This is a genomic window from Pseudomonas sp. MWU13-3659, from assembly GCF_023757525.1.
Classification (GTDB): domain Bacteria; phylum Pseudomonadota; class Gammaproteobacteria; order Pseudomonadales; family Pseudomonadaceae; genus Aquipseudomonas; species Aquipseudomonas entomophila_E.
The window spans coordinates 48,110-64,726 of the sequence record NZ_JAMSHW010000015.1 but is presented as its reverse complement, the minus strand read 5'-3'; the positions used below and the strand labels follow the sequence as shown (position 1 = coordinate 64,726).

The window sequence follows — 16,617 nt, the reverse complement described above, 5'->3', positions numbered from 1 at the left end:
CGGGTTTCCTGTGGGAGCGGCTTTAGCCGCGAAGAGGCCAGCAAAGCCAACACAAACAGCACAAAAAAGCCCCGGCATTTCTGCCAGGGCTTCTTCTTGTAGCTTGCAGCTTACAACTTGCCGCTCAGCTTACGCCTGGACCACCGGGATCTTGGCGTTGGCCGCGGCTTCGCGGAACTCGGCGATCTGGTCGAAGCTCAGGTAGCGGTAGACGTCGGCAGCCATGCTGTCGATATCCTTCGCGTACTGCATGTACTCCTCGACGGTCGGCAGCTTGCCGATGATCGAAGCGACTGCGGCCAGTTCGGCCGAGGCCAGGTACACGTTGGTTGCGTCGCCCAGGCGGTTCGGGAAGTTACGGGTCGAGGTGGAGACCACGGTGGAGCCGGTCTGCACACGTGCCTGGTTACCCATGCACAGCGAGCAGCCTGGCATTTCCATGCGTGCGCCAGCCTTGCCGTAGATGCCGTAGTAGCCTTCCTCGGTCAGCTGGTGGGCGTCCATCTTGGTTGGCGGGGCCAGCCACAGGCGGGTCGGGATACCGCCCTTGACCTTGTCCAGCAGCTTGCCGGCGGCGCGGAAGTGACCGATGTTGGTCATGCACGAACCGATGAACACTTCGTCGATCTTCTCGCCCTGTACCGACGACAGCAGGCGGGCGTCGTCCGGGTCGTTCGGCGCGCAGAGCACAGGCTCTTTCACGTCGGCCAGGTCGATCTCGATGATTTCGGCGTATTCGGCGTCGGCGTCAGCCGACAGCAGCTCAGGCTTGGCCAGCCAGGCTTCCATCGCTTGTGCGCGGCGCTCCAGGGTGCGGGCATCGCCGTAGCCTTCGCCGATCATCCAGCGCAGCAGGGTGATGTTGGACTGCAGGTACTCGGCGATGGCCTTCTCCGGCAGTTTGATGGTGCAACCGGCGGCGGAGCGTTCGGCCGAGGCGTCGGACAGCTCGAAGGCTTGCTCGACGGTCAGGTCGTTCAGGCCTTCGATCTCCAGGATGCGGCCGGAGAAGGCGTTCTTCTTGCCTTTCTTCTCGACGGTCAGCAGGCCCTTCTGGATCGCGTAGTAAGGGATCGCATGCACCAGGTCACGCAGGGTGATGCCAGGCTGCAGCTTGCCCTTGAAGCGCACCAGGATCGACTCCGGCATGTCCAGCGGCATGACGCCGGTGGCGGCGGCGAAGGCCACCAGGCCGGAACCGGCCGGGAACGAGATGCCGATCGGGAAGCGGGTGTGCGAGTCGCCACCGGTACCGACGGTGTCCGGCATCAGCATGCGGTTCAGCCAGCTGTGGATGATGCCGTCGCCCGGGCGCAGCGACACGCCGCCACGGGTGCGGATGAAGTCTGGCAGGGTGTGGTGGGTGGTGACGTCGATCGGCTTCGGATAAGCCGCGGTGTGGCAGAACGACTGCATCACCAGGTCAGCGGAGAAGCCCAGGCACGCCAGGTCTTTCAGCTCGTCGCGGGTCATCGGGCCCGTGGTGTCCTGGGAGCCGACGGTGGTCATCTTCGGTTCGCAGTAGGCACCTGGGCGCACGCCCTGGCCTTCCGGCAGGCCGCAGGCACGGCCGACCATCTTCTGCGCCAGGGTGAAGCCCTTGGTCGAAGCGGCAGGCTGTTCGGGTTTCTTGAACAGGTCCGAAGCACCCAGGCCCAGTTCGGCGCGGGCTTTCTCGGTCAGGCCACGGCCGACGATCAGCGGGATACGGCCACCGGCGCGGACTTCATCCAGCAGTACTTCGGTTTTCAGCTCGAAGCTGGTGACCAGTTCGTCGCTGCCGTGGCGGCGCACTTCACCCTTGAACGGGTAGACGTCGATGACGTCGCCCATGGCCAGGTTGGTGCAGTCGAACTCGATCGGCAGGGCGCCGGCGTCTTCCATGGTGTTGTAGAAGATCGGGGCGATCTTGGTGCCGAAGCAGAAGCCACCGGCGCGCTTGTTGGGAACGTACGGGATGTCGTCGCCGAAGAACCACAGCACCGAGTTGGTGGCGGATTTACGCGAGGAACCGGTACCGACCACGTCGCCGACGTAGGCGACCGGGAAGCCCTTGGCTTTAACGGCTTCGATCTGGGCCAGCGGGCCGACCGAACCTGGCTGCTGCGGCTCGATGCCGTCACGGGCCATCTTCAGCATGGCCAGGGCGTGCAGCGGGATGTCAGGGCGCGACCAGGCGTCCGGGGCAGGCGACAGGTCGTCGGTGTTGGTTTCGCCAGGCACCTTGAACACGGTCAGGGTGTACTTGTCGGCGATGGCCGGGCGGGCGGTGAACCACTCGCCGGCGGCCCAGGATTCCAGCACGGCCTTGGCGTGGACGTTGCCGGCCTTGGCTTTTTCAGCCACGTCGTGGAAGGCATCGAACATCAGCAGGGTGTGCTTGAGCTGTTCGGCCGCGACGGCGCCCAGTTCGGCGTCGTCCAGCAGCGCGACCAGCGTTTCGATGTTGTAGCCGCCCTGCATGGTGCCCAGCAGTTCGGTGGCGCGCTTGCGGTCGATCAGTGGCGACTTGGCTTCGCCCTTGGCGACGGCGGAGAGGAAGGCGGCCTTGACGTAGGCGGCTTCGTCCACCCCTGGCGGGACGCGGTTGGTGATCAGGTCTACGAGGAAGGCTTCTTCGCCGGCCGGCGGGTTTTTCAGCAGCTCGACCAGGCCTGCAGTTTGTTCGGCGTTCAGCGGCTGGGGCACGATACCCAGAGCGGCACGCTCTTCGATGTGTTTGCGGTAGGCTTCAAGCACAGTTATTACCCTCATCAGTGGTCCCTAAAGGGAGTCCGGGACGCTCATCCAGCATTCCCATGCACCCATGCGCTAATGGCGGCTTTTTGAGCCGGCAAGCCAGGGTCGCAGAGAATCCTTACAGAAGCTGCTTTCAAAGTTTTACGCCTGTAGAACGGAAGGCTGATGAGGGGTTGGCCATGGACATGCGCGTTTGCATGGACAGGGCCAACGCCGTTCTACCGGATGAACTGTGCTCGTGACGCTTTGAAAACAGCTTCCAACGGACATTGTTGCCTTGAAAAGGCGGAGTGATTCTACGGCAAAAATCAGCCGAAGGTAAGGCGGCGAAGATGACTTTAACGGGTGACCCTGGTTAGACAAAGGGCTAACATGAACCGGTGTTCCCCCGCCAAGCCGTTGTTTCTACATGTCCAACCAATCCATCAAGACGCCTTGCGTCGGCCTCTGCTCCACGGTGTACGGAGACCTGGTGTGCCGCGGCTGCAAGCGCTTCCACCACGAAGTGATCCACTGGAACGGCTACGACGACACGCAGAAGCGCGCGGTCTGGCTGCGCCTGGAGCAACTGCTGGTGCAGGTGATGATGGCCAAGCTGGAGGTGTTCGACAAAGGGCTGCTGCGCCAGCAGCTGGAGCAGCGCTCGATCCGCTTCGTGGCGCAGCAGTCGGAGTACTGCTGGGCGTATCAGCTGATCGCCCGCGGGGCACGGATGATCCGCGACCTGGAGGCATACGGGATGGCCTTGCTGCCGGAGTTTCGCGACTGGGAACTGCCGCAGTTGCGCGATGCCATCGACCGGGAGTTCTTCCTGCTGTCGGAGGCGCATTACCAGCGCTATATCGCGCCGAGCTTTCTGCGCGATGCCATAGGGGATGGGCAGGGCTGATGGTTCGCCGGCAAGCCGGCTCCTACGAAGAGCGCACCGTCCCGTAGGAGCCGGCTTGCCGGCGAACCCGCCGGATCAATCGCCGGTGTACTCGCACCCGCTGGTGCAGGTCTCGTGGATGCGCACCTTCGACAGTTCCGGCAGCAACGGCTTGACCTGTTCCCAGATCCACTTGGCGATCACTTCGCTGGTGGGGTTTTCCAGGCCTGGAATATCATTCAGGTAATTGTGGTCGAGCTGCTCGTAGATCGGCTTGAAGATCGCCTTGATCTCGGAGAAGTCGCGGATCCAGCCAGTATGCGGATCGAGCGGGCCGGTCAGGTGCAGGGCGACCTTGAACGAGTGGCCATGCAGGCGGCCGCACTTGTGCCCGGCCGGGACGTTGGGCAGGCGGTGAGCCGATTCGAAGGTAAATTCCTTGAAGATTTCCACGCTGTCAGAACTCTGTGTGAATCAATGATGCGCGCAGTCTACCAGCATGCCCGCTACAAGGCTTGCAGGCGATCCTGCAACCGCCCGGTGGCGATCAGCTCGAGCAACTCGTCGCCCAGCCGCCGGCTTTCGGCGATGGCCTGGTACCAGTAGCGCTTGCGGCTGGGGGCATCGCCCATGAAGCGCTTGAAGTCGTTGCGGTCGGGCAGCTTGCCGTAGGGCAGGGCGGCCAGGTACTGCGGCGAGGGTGTCATCAACAGCACGTTGCGCAGGCGCGTGGCATCGCCCTTGCGCCAGGGCAGGGCCTTGTCGAACCAGCCGGGCACCACTTTGTCGGTGAAGTGCGGGTAGAGCACCAGGTCGTCGCCGCGGTAGGGCAGGTCGAGGTGATAGTCGAGCAGGCCGCCGTCGCGGTAGGTGCCGGCACCCGCGCCGGGGATGTCGCGCACGCCTTCCATGACCATCGGGATCGAGCCCGAGGCGAGCAGGGCGTGGCGCAGGTTGGCCAGGTCCAGCGGCAGGTTGCGCGAGGGGAAGTCGGTGAGCGCCTCCAGGGGCGGCGCCTCGCGTACATCATGCAGGATGACCCTTTCGAAGTGCCGCCCAAGGCGCTCGCGCCCCAGCAGGTTGCTGGCGATCACCGAGCCCAGGCCCATGCCGAGGCGGCCGCGGTGGTCGTGGGCCAGTTGGCCGTGGCTCTTCACCACCAGGATGTTCAGGCGGTAATGCGGGTTGGCGAGGATCTGCCCGTCGCGGCCTTGCAGCAGGTCGTCGAGCATGCGCTGGCTGCTCTGGCTGATCTCTTTGGGTGTCACGCCCTTGGCGAAGTCCTGCTCGGTGTACAGCTCGCCGAGGCGACGGATGCCGGCGACCGGGTCGTCGAGGCAGGCGCTGGCGAAGCGCCAGGAACCGATCGAAGCGCCGATCAGCGCGCGCTGGCGTGGCGCCGACGGCAGCCATTCACCGAACAGCGCCAGGTCCAGGCCCTGGATGCCCAGTGGCTTGGGGCCGCCGGCCGCGCCCGGCAGCACGCCGACATCGGCCGCCTGCAGGCCGCGCTCACGGATCTGCCGCAGCGCGCGCTGGCCGGCCTTGAAGGTCAACGCGGGGTACTTGATGTGGATGGCGGTCATGGCCTGGCTCGCGATTGGCAAGCGGGCAGTATAGGGGATTTGCCGGTCCTGTTCGCCGGCAAGCCGGCTCCTACCTGGTATCGCGGTAGGAGCCGGCTTGCCGGCGAACATGCGCTATCATGCGGCCAGCTGTTTTCAGGTTGAGTTAAGGACCCCCGGTTAGTCTTGATCCCGTAGACAACTTGCACACCCCGATGGAGTGACCCCATGAAAACTTTGACTGCCCTGTTCACCGCCGCCACCCTCGCTTTTGCAGCCAACGCCGCCTTCGCCAAGGACGTACAGCCTGATGAAGTGGTCAAGCTGGTGAACGCCAAGACCATCAAGTCGCTGGACGAGCTGAAGGCCGCCGCCGTGGCCAAGCACCCAGGTGCCACCGTCACCGACAGCGAGCTCGAGGATGAATACGGCCGCTATATCTACAAGGTCGAACTGCGTGATGCACAGAACATCGAGTGGGACGTCGACCTGGACGCCAAGACCGGTGAAGTGTTGAAGGATGCGCGAGACAACTGATGACTGAACTACCGCGAACGGCGCGCTGGCTGGCCCTGGCCTTGATGGCCGCCTGTTCGCTGGCCGCCGCCCGCGACCTGGACCAGGACGAAGCCCTGGCGCTGCGCCAGCAAGGCATCATCCTGCCCCTCGAGCAACTGCTCGAGGCCGCCCTGGGGCGTTACCCCGGGGCGCGCCTGCTGGAGGCGGAGCTGGAAGAGAAGCACGAGCGCTACGAATACGAAGTCGAACTGCTGACCCCCGAGGGCGTGGTGCGCGAGATCAAGCTCGACGCGCGCACGGGTGCGCTGCTCAAAGACGAGGAAGACGACTGAATGCGCCTGCTGCTGGTCGAAGACAATGTGCCCCTGGCCGACGAACTGACGGCCGCACTGCAGCGCCAGGGCTATGCCGTGGACTGGCTGGCCGATGGCCGCGACGCGTTGTACCAGGGCCAGAGCGAACCCTATGACCTGATCGTTCTCGACCTCGGCCTGCCGGGCCTGCCGGGGCTCGAGGTGTTGGCGCAATGGCGTGCCGCGAACCTGGTCACTCCGGTGCTGATCCTGACCGCGCGCGGTTCCTGGGCCGAGCGCATCGAAGGGCTCAAGGCCGGGGCCGACGACTACCTGACCAAACCCTTCCACCCGGAAGAGCTGCAACTGCGCATCCAGGCTTTGCTGCGCCGCGCCAAGGGGCTGGCCAACCAGCCCACGCTGGAGGCCGCCGGCCTGCACCTGGACGAGTCGCGCCAGTGCGTCAGCCGCGAGGGTGTCGATATCCAGCTGACCGCCGCCGAGTTCCGTCTGCTGCGCTACTTCATGCTGCACCCGGGGCAGGTGCTGTCCAAGAGCCACCTGGCCGAGCACCTCTACGATGGCGAGACCGAGCGTGATTCCAACGTGCTCGAAGTGCACGTCAACCACCTGCGGCGCAAGCTTGGGCGCAGTGTGATCGAGACCCGTCGCGGCCAAGGCTACGTGTACGCCGGGAGCGCTGCGTGAAGTCGATCCAGGCGCGCCTGAGCCTGGGGCTGGTGGCGGTGCTGGTGGTGGTTGGCGTGGCGTTGGCGCAACTGACCTTGTGGCTGTTCGAGGCTGGCCTGCAGCGTTACCTGGAAACCGGCCTGCGCCAGGAAAGCGAAAACCTGCTGGTGGCGTTGGTGCGGGGGCCATCCGGTTTGCAGCTGGACGAGCGGCGCATCTCTTCGGCGTACCAGCGGCCGTTCTCGGGTTATTACTTTCGCATCGATTTCGACCAGGGCACCTGGCGCTCACGCTCGTTGTGGGACCTGGACATGCCCAAGCCTGGCAAGCCGGGTTTGGACGATGGCCATGAACTGGGCCCGGAAGGTCAGCAGTTGTTGGCCTATCGCGGTGACTACCGGCGCCTGGGGCAGGATATTTCCATCAGCGTCGCCCAGGATTATTCCCCCGTGCGCGAAGGCTTCCGACGCATGCAGCAGATCGGCCTGGGCATGGGCCTGGTGGCGCTGCTGCTGGTGCTGGTGCTGCAACGCATCACCGTGACCCGTTCGCTGCGCCCGCTGGAGCGAGCGCGCCGGCAGATCGCCCAGTTGCAGCAGGGGCAGCGTTCGCAACTCGACGCCGAGGTGCCCAGCGAGCTGCAGCCGCTGGTCGGTCAGATCAACCATCTGCTGGCACACACCGAAGACAGCCTGCGCCGTTCGCGCAATGCCCTGGGCAACCTTGGTCATGCACTGAAAACGCCGCTGGCGGTGCTGCTCAGCCTGGCGTCCAGTGAGCGTTTGCAGGCGCTGCCCGAAGTGCGCGCGCAAATGCGCGAGCAGTTGGAGCAGATCCAGCAGCGTCTGGCCCGCGAGCTCAACCGCGCACGCCTGGCCGGGGATGCCTTGCCTGGCGCGCAGTTCGATTGCGACGCCGAACTGCCGGGGTTGCTGGCCACCTTGGGCATGATCCATGGCGAAGGCTTGCTGCTCGAGCGCGACGTGCCGCCGGGCCTGCTGTTGCCCTGGGACCGCGAAGACCTCCTGGAGCTGCTCGGCAACCTGCTGGACAACGCCTGCAAATGGGCCGACAGCGAAGTGCGGGTGGGCATTGCGCCGACGAAAGCGGGTTATCGGCTGTGGGTCGATGACGATGGTCCGGGCATCCCCGAGTCGCAGCGCCTGCAAGTGCTCGAACGGGGTTCGCGGCTGGACGAGCAGGTTGACGGCCATGGCCTTGGGCTGGGGATCGTGCGCGATATCGTCGAGGCCTGGGGCGGGCGAATCGCGTTGCTGGAAAGCCCGCAGGGCGGCTTGCGGGTCAGTATCGAATTGCCGCGCAAAGGGCGTTGATCGGCGGTGGCCCGGTTCGCCGGCAAGCCGGCTCCTACATCGAATCGGCCATACCCGTTGTCGTAGGAGCCGGCTTGCCGGCGAACAGGGCCATTGGCACTGCAAAAAAATTGCAGTTCAGCCGCAGTTTTTTGAATTGGCCACCCCAACGCCCTCCCGGCAAAATCCCTCTCCATGAAACCTCCCGGTTTCCATCTCTCCATGGACGGAGCCCCTTGCGCCACTGCATTGCGCAACACAGGGCCCAGGCCGGTTGCGCTGGGCTTTCTTTTTGATCAGAAGAACACGACCCGAATACCCCGATGCCTGCCTCGCGTCCCGAAACCCGCTTGCAACGCCTGCTCCCGGCGCCCTTGAACATCCCTCCCAAAGAATGGCTGCGTGCCGGCATTGGCGCGTTGCTTGGGCTGTTCTTCGCCGGTTACCTGTGCAGCCTCGCCTATGGCCCATCCATCGCCTTGCACCTGCTCGGCCCGCTGGCGGCCTCGGCGGTGCTGGTGTTCGCCGTGCACTCCGGGCCCTTGGCCCAGCCCTGGCCGGTGCTGGGCAGCTATGCCCTGGCCGGTGTCGTGGGGTTGGCCATGCGCCAGGGTTTCGGCGACGGACTGTGGGTGGCGGCGGCTGCGCTGGGCATCGCGATCCTGGTGATGTGCCTGCTGCGTTGCCTGCATCCGCCCGGCGGTGGCGTGGCCGTGAGCGCGGTGCTGGCTGACCCGGGGCTGGTGGCGCTGGGTGACCATCTGCTTGAGCCGGTGCTGCTCAACGCCTTGGTGTTGGTCGCCGTGGCGGTGCTCTACAACCGCCTCACCGGTGTGCGCTACCCAAAGGGCGCGGTGCCGCGCAAGGACCTTCACCACACCCGCGACCCACTGCCCAGCGAGCGGGTCGGGATCAGCAGCGCCGACCTCGACCTGGCCCTGGCGGAAATCGGCGAGTTCGTCGATGTCACCCGCGACGAGCTCGAACGCATTGTCCTGGCCACCGAGCAGCATGCCTTGCAACGCAGCCTGGGCGGCATCGATGCCGGGGCGGTGATGTCCCGCGATGTGCAGGTGGCCACGCCAGGCATGTCCCTTGAGCAGGCCTGGAAGCTGCTGGCCAGCCATCACCTGCAGACCCTGCCGGTGCTGGACGAGGGGCGTCTGGTGGGCCTCGTCGGCGTCGCCGATCTGGTCGAGGCGGCCATGGCGCGTGGACGCATCCGCTGGCGCAGCCTGTTGCGACGCCAGCCCGTGCGCCTGGCGCAGGTGATGAACCGCCAGGTGGTCAGCGTTACCCCGCGGCACCCGCTGGAACGGCTGTTGCCCTTGCTCGGCGAGCAGGGCCGGCACTGCCTGCCCGTGCTGGACGGCGAGCGTCTGGTCGGCGTGATCACCCAGACTGACCTGATCGCAGGCCTCAAGCGGCACCTGCTCACTGCCGCCGCGCAGGGCTCAGATGAGCGGGTCCCAGCGTTGTGACCAGTCGCTCTCGCCGGCCGCGACCAGCCGGCGCAGGATGGCAAAGGCCTGTTGCAGGGCCGCGCTGTCACGCTCGCGGGCATACACCAGGTAGGTCGGGTAGGTGAACTCCGGCGCCTGGGGCACCCGCTCGAACACCCCGTTCTGCAGATAGGCCTGCACCACGCGGGTACGGAAGTAGCCACTGCCGCCACGGTCGAGGATGAACTGCAACGCCAGCGGCCCGAGGTTGAAGCTCAGCGGCGCGCGCGCCAGGTCGGGCAGGGCGGCGTCGTGGCGGCGGCGGAAGGCGGCGCCCCAATCGATGTAGACATAGGGCTCGGGCTGATCGATCCGGCGAATGCGGATCAGCTTTTCCTCCATCAACTGCTCCACCTGCAGGCCTGGGCCGTAGGTCGGCTGGTACACCAGCGCGGCATCCAGCAGGCCCATCTCCACCTTGCGCAACAGCGACTCGCCGTCGCTGACTTCGCTGCGGATGGCATGGTTGGGCATCTCCTGGTGCAGGGCGCTGACCCAGTCGAGCATCATCGGGTTGCCCAGGCTCACCTCGCCGCCCACATGCAGCACTTGCTGGCAGCCTTGGGGCAACGGCAGGTCGCGGCGTGCGGCTTCCCAGGTCTGCACCAGCTGGTTGGCGTAGCTGACGAACGCCTCGCCGTCGGCGGTCAGGCTGGCGCCGTTGCGGCTGCGCACGAACAGTTGGCAGCCCAGTTGCTGCTCCAGGCGCTGCACGCGGGCGGTGATGGCGGTCTGCGACACGAACAGGCGTTCGGCTGCGGCCACCAGGCTGCCGCAGCGGACGATTTCCAGGAAGGTACGGGCCTGATCGATGTCCATGGTGGGCTCTAGGGAGGAGGGGCATCCATTCTAGGGCTTTTGCCCCGAAATGGGGCGGGCAATCAGGCTGACAGCCTTTCCACCAGTTCGTTGAACAGCGGTCGTTCAGTCACGTCGGGGTGCTGGCAACGCCTGGCCAAGGCGTGCAACACCTTGTCGCTTTCCGGGCAATGCGCCAGCAGCTCTTCCAACAGGATGCCAAAGGCACGGACTTCCAGGCGCTCAAGGGCCTGAGACCGGGGATGGAACGACGCCGCACCGAAGTCGCCCAGCAGGCACTGGCCGTCGTCGAACAGTATGTTGTGGGCGTACAGGTCGCCGTGGCTCAGGCCGCGCCCATGCAGGTGCGCGCACACCGAGGCGATACCGGAAGCCAGGCGTCGCACGTTGCTCAGGGGCAACGCAAACGTATCGGCATAGCGGTCGCGGGTGCAGCTGTCGAGGCTGGGTGGGCCGGCAAGGTTGCGCCAGTGCGGGGCGATCAGGTGCATCACCAGGGCGGGCAACTGTTGTGGATGATCATCGATGCGGCCGGCCAGGCGCACCAGGTTCGGATGATCGCCGGCCGCGATGCAGGCGCTCATCTCCGCCAGGGGCGAGCCATCGCTGGTGAGCGCGCCCTTGTACAGCTTGACCGCCATCGGCGCATCCTGGCACATGGCGCGGTGGATCACGCCGGAGGCGCCTTGGCCCAACACCTGCTCGAGGTGAACATCCTGCCAGTCGATCCGTGGGCAGTGGCCCTCGTCGACGGGCGCGATGAAACCCTGCGGCATCGGGTTGTCGGCATAGGCCAGCCAGGCCAGGCTGGGCATGCGCAGCAGCCACTCAGGCAGGGCGGGCAGGTGGTTGCTGGCGATGCGCAGCAGTTCAAGCCGTTCGCAACGGGCGAGGCCCGCGGGCAGGGCGATGAGGCGGTTGCCGGCAAGCATCAGCTTTTGCAGCCAGGTGCAGTCGCCCAAGGCATCCGGCAGTGTTTCCAGTGCGTTCTCGGTGAGGATCAGGGCCCGCAGGCTGGCAGGCAGCGCCTGTGCGGTGACGAGCTGGATCTGGTTGTCGCGAAAGCCCACCGTTTCGAGGTTCGCGCAACGTCCCAGCGCTGCTGGCAGCTCGGTGAAGCGATTGCCGGAGCAGAACAGCACCTTCAGCCGCGTCAGGCGATGCAGGTCGTCGGGCAGTTCACTCAGGGCGTTGTTGCTGAGGTTGAGCACCTCCAGGCTGTCGGCCAGCGTGAAGATCTCGCGGGGGAATTCGCTCAGGCCCAACTCAAGGTCAAGGCGGGTGATGCCGCGCAGGCGGCCGGCGCGGAGGTCGTCGAGGTTGTGCATGGAACGGGTCTGGCATCGGTGGGCGGCCATTCTAGCCAGATGACCACTGCAAATCTGCATATGGGTTGCGACTTAAGTCAAATGGCAGGCTGCAGGCAGCGGTCCATACTCGAAGTTCGCCCTTCTATAACAACAAGTACCGGGTTGCGAACCAATGACCTACCAGCACAGCTACGCCCATTCCATCAGCGATCCCGCCGCCTTCTGGCACGCCCAGGCCGAACAGCTGGCCTGGCACCGCAAGCCCTCGCTCACCTTGCAGGAAAACCCCGACGGTACCCACCGCTGGTTTGCCGATGGCCGGCTGAACAGCTGTTACCTGGCCCTCGACCATCAGATCGAGCAGGGCCGTGGCGAGCAGTTGGCGCTGATCTATGACTCGCCCGTGACCGGCGTGCAGCAGACCTTCACCTACAACCAACTGCGGGACGAAGTCGCGCGCCTGGCTGGCTTGTTGCGCTCGCTGGGTGTGAGCAAGGGTGATGGGGTGATCATCTACATGCCCATGGTGCCCCAGGCGGCGATGGCCATGCTCGCCTGCGCGCGAATCGGCGCGGTGCACTCGGTGGTGTTTGGTGGCTTTGCCGCCAACGAACTGGCCCTGCGCATCGACGATGCGCGGCCTACGTTGTTGCTCACGGCCTCGTGCGGGCTGGAGTTCGACCGGGTCATCGAATACAAGCCGCTGGTCGATCGCGCCCTGCAACTGGCCCGGCACCAGCCCCGGCAGGTGCTGGTGCTGCAGCGGCCCCAGGCGAAGGCCGAGCTGCAACCCGGCCGCGACCTGGACTGGGAACAGGCATTGTCGGGCGCCGCGCCGGCCGCCCCGGTGGAGCTGGACGCGGGCGACCCGCTGTACATCATGTATACCTCCGGCACCACCGGCAAACCCAAGGGCATCGTGCGCGAGAATGGCGGCAACGCAGTGGCCCTGTGCTACGCCATGCGCCATGTCTATGGCATGCAGGCGGGTGATGTGTGGTGGGGGATTTCCGATGTGGGCTGGGTGGTCGGCCATTCGCTGATCGTCTACGGGCCGCTGATGAGCGGCTGCACCACCGTGTTCTACGAAGGCAAGCCGATCCGCACCCCGGACGCCTCGGCCTATTGGCGGGTGGTGGAGCAGTACAAGGTCAATGGCCTGTTCTGCGCACCTACCGCGATGCGTGCGATCCGCAAGGAAGACCCGCACGGTGAGCTGATCCGCCGTCACGACCTGGGCGCCTTGCGCCAGTTGTTCCTGGCGGGAGAGAAGCTCGATTCCAGCACCCATGAATGGCTGGAGCGGGTCAGCGGCAAGCCGGTGCACGACCATTGGTGGCAGACCGAGACCGGTTGGCCGGTGACCGCGCCTTGCGTGGGGCTGCAGGGCTGTGCCGCCCGGCCGGGGTCCAGCAACCGTGCGGTGCCGGGTTACAACGTGCAGGTGCTGGACGACGAGGGCAAGCCGCTTGGGCCCAATCAGCAGGGCGCCATCGTGATCGCCTTGCCGTTGCCGCCCGGTTGCAGCCAGACACTCTGGGGCGATCACCCGCGCTATCTGGAAGCTTACCTGCGCAGCTATCCGGGCTATTACCACACCGGTGACGGTGGCTACCTGGATGACGACGGCTTCGTCTACATCATGGGCCGTACCGACGACGTGATAAACGTCTCCGGCCATCGCCTGTCCACGGGCGAGATGGAGGACCTGGTGGCGCGGCATCCGGCGGTGGCCGAATGCGCGGTGATCGGCGTGCATGACGAGATCAAGGGGCAGGTGCCGCTGGCGCTGGTGGTGCTCAAGGACGGGCAGGGCATCGGCGAGGCACAGTTGCAGGGCGAGCTGGTGGCCAGTGTGCGCGAGCAGATCGGCGCCCTGGCCTGCTTCAACCGCGTGCGGCTGGTCAAGCGCCTGCCCAAGACCCGTTCGGGCAAGATCCTGCGGGCGGTGCTGCGCAAGATCGCCGACGGGCAGGACTATGTTGCGCCCTCGACCCTGGACGACCCGGCGGTGCTGGAGGAGATCGAAGGGGTGCTGGCGGACCTGCCCCGGGCGGGTTGAACCCATCGACCTGATGCAACCTCTGTAGGAGCGGCTTCAGCCGCGATCACCCGCGAAGCGGGTGCCAGGCACCGCGTTGCCTGCATCGCGGCTCAAGCCGCTCCTACAGGGGCCAATCCGATGCAGCTGCCCCAGTCGGCTTCGTGTACGCATCAGGTCGGCGAGCGCTCCGCCAAGGCTCTGCTCCAGCGGCCGTTTGCCAATCACTGTCACCTGGCGATCCAGGTCATACAGCACATCCACCAGGTTGACGAACCGCTGCTGCGCGGCGAGCGAGCACTCGGCCAGGTCGTCCAGGCCATCGATGGTGAACTGATCGTAACGTTCGGCTAGCGCCAGGTAGTCGATCACCGCGGTAGGCTGCTCGCACAGGTCGTCGAAGGCGAACATCACCTGTCGATCTTCGCTGGCCAGGGCGCGCAGCGGCCGCTTGTTGATGTCCAGCACGCTTGGCGAAGTTGTCGGCAGCGCCAGCGCCTGGCGCTGTTCCGGGGTACCAGGCCAGACGTAATGCCCCCGGGTGAAACGCTGGTGTTCACGGTTGGCCGGCAGGCTGCGAAAATCCGTGTCGCCCCCGACTTCCAGGACCTGCATGCGGCTGTTGATCAAGCGGATCACCGGCAGGAAGCGTTCGTGGTACAGCGGGTTGGGCAGCAGCCCTTCGGGGGCGTAGTTGGAGGTCACCAGCAAGAGCACGCCGCGCTGGAACAGGGCGCTGAACAGCCGGGTGAGGAGCATGGCGTCGCCGATATCGTGCACATGGAACTCATCGAAGCACAGCACCCGGCAATCGCCCAGCAACGTGTCGAGCGTCGCCCCCAATGCATCGTCCAGCGCCCGGTGGTGGTGCATGCCCTGGTGCAGGCGAGCGAAGAAGTCATGGAAGTGCAGGCGTCGCTTGTCGGGCGTAGGCACCGCCTGGAAGAAACCATCGAGCAGCCAGCTCTTGCCGCGCCCCACCGCGCCATGCAGGTACAGGCTGCGCGGCTGATCGGTGTCGAGCGTGGCCAGTGTGCGGGCCATGGCTTCGATCACCCGGTTCTGGCTGTCGCTCAGGGTGTAGCCGCGCTCGATCGCCTTTTGCCGGAAGTGGCCCGGCAGCGCGCTGTTCACGACGGATTCGCTGCGCAGGCGCTGTTTGCGAAGTGGAGCGGGAAGCCAGGTGGGCATGGGGCAGGGTCCTAGAACAGGTACAGGCAGCGCGCAGCTTGCGCGAGCGCGGGCCTTTTGACCAATCGAGAATGTGCTGGGCAATGATCGTGAAATGCGATAGGTGGGCGGCCCGCTTCAGCCTTCGTCAAAACCCAGCCACTGAATGCCGAAGCCTTCACGGCTCATTGCACTGCCTGCGATAAGCGCCCGGCTGCACCCCCACTGCCTTGGCAAACGCCCGGGTAAACGCAGCCACCGATTGATACCCCACCTGCGCCCCCACCTGCTCGACGGTACTTCCCGCCTTGAGCAACTGGCAGGCATGGCGCATGCGCAGCGCCAGCAGCACTTGCCCCGGCGACTGCCCGGCCAGCTCGTTGAAGCGCTTGAAGAACGCCGAGCGCGAAAGCCCCGCGCAGGCCGCCATGCTCTCCAGCGTCCAGGCCTGCCCAGGCTGCTCGATCATTTGCTCCAGCAACCCGGCGAAGGCCGGCTGGCGGGCGAGGGCGACCAGGCCGCCGAGCGACAGCCCCTCATGCACCTGCTGGCGCAGTACGTAGAGGAACAACAGGTGAGTCAGCCGCTCGAGCAACGTGGCCGACGGTTGAGGCGTGCGCCGGCACTCCTCGAGGATCAACTCGAACAGCGCCCGTGCCGCGCTTCCGGCCGGGTCCCCGGCACGTAGCAGGATCCAGCCCGGCAACCCTTCGACGATCAGCGTCGACAGCCCCGTCTGGAAATGGAAGAACCCGCACACCAACCCCACGCCATCACCCGCTTCCAGATCCAGCCCCTGCATCGTCTGGCGCGGCTGGGCGCAGGCATCGGTTGCGTTGCGGTCACTGGACAGTCGATAGCCCAGGTCACGCAGCAGGAACACTGCGTCGCCGCTGTCCAGCCGCAGCGCTTCAGGCTGGCCATCGATGTGCAGCCAGCAATGCCCCTGCACCACCAGGTGGAAACTGGCCCGGCCCATGCCCTGGGTGCTGGCATGCCAGCCGCCGCAGTAGCGGCCGACATGGAACAGGCTGGCGTCGAGCTCCAGGCCTTCTAATAACCAATCGACGAGGTGGCTGGATGAAATCATCTAATGCAAGGACTCTGGAGCAAGTAAAGGCGACTGATGAATATGGATGCTACTTCTTATAACCAACAGACTGTAGCGACCTACATCAAAGGAGACCACTCCATGTCCGCGCGCATTACTCTACACAGCCTGCAGACCGCCCCGGAAGCCGCGCGTCCGTTCCTCGAGAACGCGCAGAAGAACTCCGGCTTCATCCCCAACCTGCTGGGCATCCTCGCCAACGCCCCGGCCGCCCTGGAAACCTACGTCACGGTGTCGGCGCTCAACGGCAAGGCCGAACTGACCCTGGCCGAGCGCGAAGTGGTGCAGTTGATTGCTGCTACAAAGCACGGTTGCGACTTCTGCGTGGCTGGCCACACCGCCGTGGCGCTGAACAAGGCCAAGCTGCCGCAAGAGGTGGTCGATGCGCTGCGCGCCCGTGGCGAGTTGCCGGATGCCCGCTTCGAGACCCTGGCCGAGTTCGCCCGTGAAGTGATCGCCACCCGCGGCAACGTCAGTGATGCCACCTACCAGGCCTTCCGCGACGCCGGCTTCACCGAGGGCAACGCCCTGGAAGTGATCCTCGGCGTGAGCCTCGCAACCCTGTGCAACTTTGCTAATGTGTTCGCCCAGACGCCGCTCAATGACGAGCTGGGCAAGTACCGCTGGCAGCCTTCGGCGTAAACCACGCCCGGTGCCGGCGTGGCCGGCGTTTCAAA

Annotated in this window: 15 protein-coding genes; 8 read left to right on the top strand and 7 right to left on the bottom strand. The window is 65.6% G+C overall.

The window, feature by feature from the left end; translation table 11 throughout:
- Nucleotides 1-129: 129 nt before the first annotated feature.
- Nucleotides 130-2,739: a bifunctional aconitate hydratase 2/2-methylisocitrate dehydratase gene (acnB, locus tag NGM28_RS18670; RefSeq protein WP_240065022.1), complete on the bottom strand. Its 2,610-nt coding sequence runs from the start codon at nt 2,737-2,739 to the stop codon at nt 130-132.
- 409 nt (nt 2,740-3,148) lie between these two features.
- Here acnB and NGM28_RS18665 point away from each other — a divergent pair, with 409 nt between their 5' ends.
- On the top strand, nt 3,149-3,628 hold the full coding sequence (locus NGM28_RS18665; protein ID WP_252091083.1) for a DUF1289 domain-containing protein: 480 nt from the start codon (nt 3,149-3,151) through the stop codon (nt 3,626-3,628).
- A gap of 75 nt (nt 3,629-3,703) precedes the next feature.
- Here NGM28_RS18665 and queD read toward each other — a convergent pair whose 3' ends face one another.
- Together queD and NGM28_RS18655 are read right to left on the bottom strand one after the other, a co-directional pair.
- Nucleotides 3,704-4,060 carry a 6-carboxytetrahydropterin synthase QueD gene (queD, locus tag NGM28_RS18660; RefSeq protein WP_011533154.1) on the bottom strand — a complete coding sequence of 119 codons (357 nt, stop codon included), beginning with the start codon at nt 4,058-4,060 and terminating at the stop codon, nt 3,704-3,706.
- A 53-nt stretch (nt 4,061-4,113) separates the two neighbouring features.
- Complete coding sequence (locus tag NGM28_RS18655; protein ID WP_252091082.1) at nt 4,114-5,193, bottom strand: patatin-like phospholipase family protein; 1,080 nt, start codon at nt 5,191-5,193, stop codon at nt 4,114-4,116.
- Nucleotides 5,194-5,400: 207 nt separating this feature from the next.
- Between NGM28_RS18655 and NGM28_RS18650 the strand changes: the two genes are divergently transcribed.
- The 5 genes from NGM28_RS18650 (at nt 5,401) to NGM28_RS18630 (ending at nt 9,468) form a co-directional block, all read left to right on the top strand.
- Nucleotides 5,401-5,709 (top strand): PepSY domain-containing protein, encoded by a 309-nt coding sequence (locus NGM28_RS18650; RefSeq protein WP_240064956.1) that lies wholly within the window; start codon nt 5,401-5,403, stop codon nt 5,707-5,709.
- A complete protein-coding gene (locus tag NGM28_RS18645) occupies nt 5,709-6,023 on the top strand; it encodes a PepSY domain-containing protein (RefSeq protein ID WP_240064955.1) in 315 nt (104 codons plus the stop codon). The genes NGM28_RS18650 and NGM28_RS18645 overlap by 1 nt, the downstream gene beginning before the upstream one ends.
- Complete coding sequence (locus NGM28_RS18640; RefSeq protein ID WP_252091081.1) at nt 6,024-6,692, top strand: response regulator transcription factor; 669 nt, start codon at nt 6,024-6,026, stop codon at nt 6,690-6,692.
- On the top strand, nt 6,689-8,008 hold the full coding sequence (locus NGM28_RS18635; RefSeq protein WP_252091080.1) for a sensor histidine kinase: 1,320 nt from the start codon (nt 6,689-6,691) through the stop codon (nt 8,006-8,008). Before NGM28_RS18640 ends, NGM28_RS18635 begins: the two co-directional genes overlap by 4 nt.
- 302 nt (nt 8,009-8,310) lie before the next feature.
- The gene (locus tag NGM28_RS18630) at nt 8,311-9,468 is read left to right on the top strand and encodes an HPP family protein (protein ID WP_252091079.1); all 1,158 of its coding nucleotides are present in this window, start codon (nt 8,311-8,313) and stop codon (nt 9,466-9,468) included.
- Here the strand turns inward: NGM28_RS18630 and NGM28_RS18625 are convergent.
- Together NGM28_RS18625 and NGM28_RS18620 are read right to left on the bottom strand one after the other, a co-directional pair.
- Nucleotides 9,442-10,308 carry a LysR family transcriptional regulator gene (locus NGM28_RS18625; protein WP_240064951.1) on the bottom strand — a complete coding sequence of 289 codons (867 nt, stop codon included), beginning with the start codon at nt 10,306-10,308 and terminating at the stop codon, nt 9,442-9,444. The genes NGM28_RS18630 and NGM28_RS18625 overlap by 27 nt on opposite strands.
- A gap of 62 nt (nt 10,309-10,370) precedes the next feature.
- Entirely contained in the window at nt 10,371-11,636 is a 1,266-nt protein-coding gene (locus NGM28_RS18620; protein WP_252091078.1) for a leucine-rich repeat-containing protein kinase family protein, read from the bottom strand.
- A gap of 154 nt (nt 11,637-11,790) precedes the next feature.
- Between NGM28_RS18620 and NGM28_RS18615 the strand changes: the two genes are divergently transcribed.
- Nucleotides 11,791-13,680: a propionyl-CoA synthetase gene (locus NGM28_RS18615; protein WP_252091077.1), complete on the top strand. Its 1,890-nt coding sequence runs from the start codon at nt 11,791-11,793 to the stop codon at nt 13,678-13,680.
- A 36-nt stretch (nt 13,681-13,716) separates the two neighbouring features.
- On the opposite strand, the gene zapE is transcribed toward NGM28_RS18615, so the two are convergent.
- On the bottom strand, nt 13,717-14,850 hold the full coding sequence (gene zapE, locus NGM28_RS18610) for a cell division protein ZapE (protein ID WP_252091076.1): 1,134 nt from the start codon (nt 14,848-14,850) through the stop codon (nt 13,717-13,719).
- 157 nt (nt 14,851-15,007) lie between these two features.
- Complete coding sequence (locus NGM28_RS18605) at nt 15,008-15,919, bottom strand: AraC family transcriptional regulator (protein ID WP_240064947.1); 912 nt, start codon at nt 15,917-15,919, stop codon at nt 15,008-15,010.
- A 102-nt stretch (nt 15,920-16,021) separates the two neighbouring features.
- On the opposite strand from NGM28_RS18605, the gene NGM28_RS18600 reads away from it, so the two are divergent.
- Complete coding sequence (locus NGM28_RS18600; protein ID WP_240064946.1) at nt 16,022-16,582, top strand: carboxymuconolactone decarboxylase family protein; 561 nt, start codon at nt 16,022-16,024, stop codon at nt 16,580-16,582.
- Nucleotides 16,583-16,617: the final 35 nt, after the last annotated feature.

Bases quoted from the DNA above. Each gene is read 5' to 3' on its own strand.
- NGM28_RS18665 (WP_252091083.1), top strand. From the start codon at position 3,149: ATGTCCAACCAATCCATCAAGACGCCTTGCGTCGGCCTCTGCTCCACG.
- NGM28_RS18655 (WP_252091082.1), bottom strand. From the start codon at position 5,193: ATGACCGCCATCCACATCAAGTACCCCGCGTTGACCTTCAAGGCCGGC.
- zapE (WP_252091076.1), bottom strand. From the start codon at position 14,850: ATGCCCACCTGGCTTCCCGCTCCACTTCGCAAACAGCGCCTGCGCAGC.
- NGM28_RS18600 (WP_240064946.1), top strand. From the start codon at position 16,022: ATGTCCGCGCGCATTACTCTACACAGCCTGCAGACCGCCCCGGAAGCC.
- NGM28_RS18650 (WP_240064956.1), top strand. From the start codon at position 5,401: ATGAAAACTTTGACTGCCCTGTTCACCGCCGCCACCCTCGCTTTTGCA.
- NGM28_RS18605 (WP_240064947.1), bottom strand. From the start codon at position 15,919: ATGATTTCATCCAGCCACCTCGTCGATTGGTTATTAGAAGGCCTGGAG.
- NGM28_RS18630 (WP_252091079.1), top strand. From the start codon at position 8,311: ATGCCTGCCTCGCGTCCCGAAACCCGCTTGCAACGCCTGCTCCCGGCG.
- NGM28_RS18645 (WP_240064955.1), top strand. From the start codon at position 5,709: ATGACTGAACTACCGCGAACGGCGCGCTGGCTGGCCCTGGCCTTGATG.
- NGM28_RS18625 (WP_240064951.1), bottom strand. From the start codon at position 10,308: ATGGACATCGATCAGGCCCGTACCTTCCTGGAAATCGTCCGCTGCGGC.
- NGM28_RS18615 (WP_252091077.1), top strand. From the start codon at position 11,791: ATGACCTACCAGCACAGCTACGCCCATTCCATCAGCGATCCCGCCGCC.
- NGM28_RS18620 (WP_252091078.1), bottom strand. From the start codon at position 11,636: ATGCACAACCTCGACGACCTCCGCGCCGGCCGCCTGCGCGGCATCACC.
- NGM28_RS18640 (WP_252091081.1), top strand. From the start codon at position 6,024: ATGCGCCTGCTGCTGGTCGAAGACAATGTGCCCCTGGCCGACGAACTG.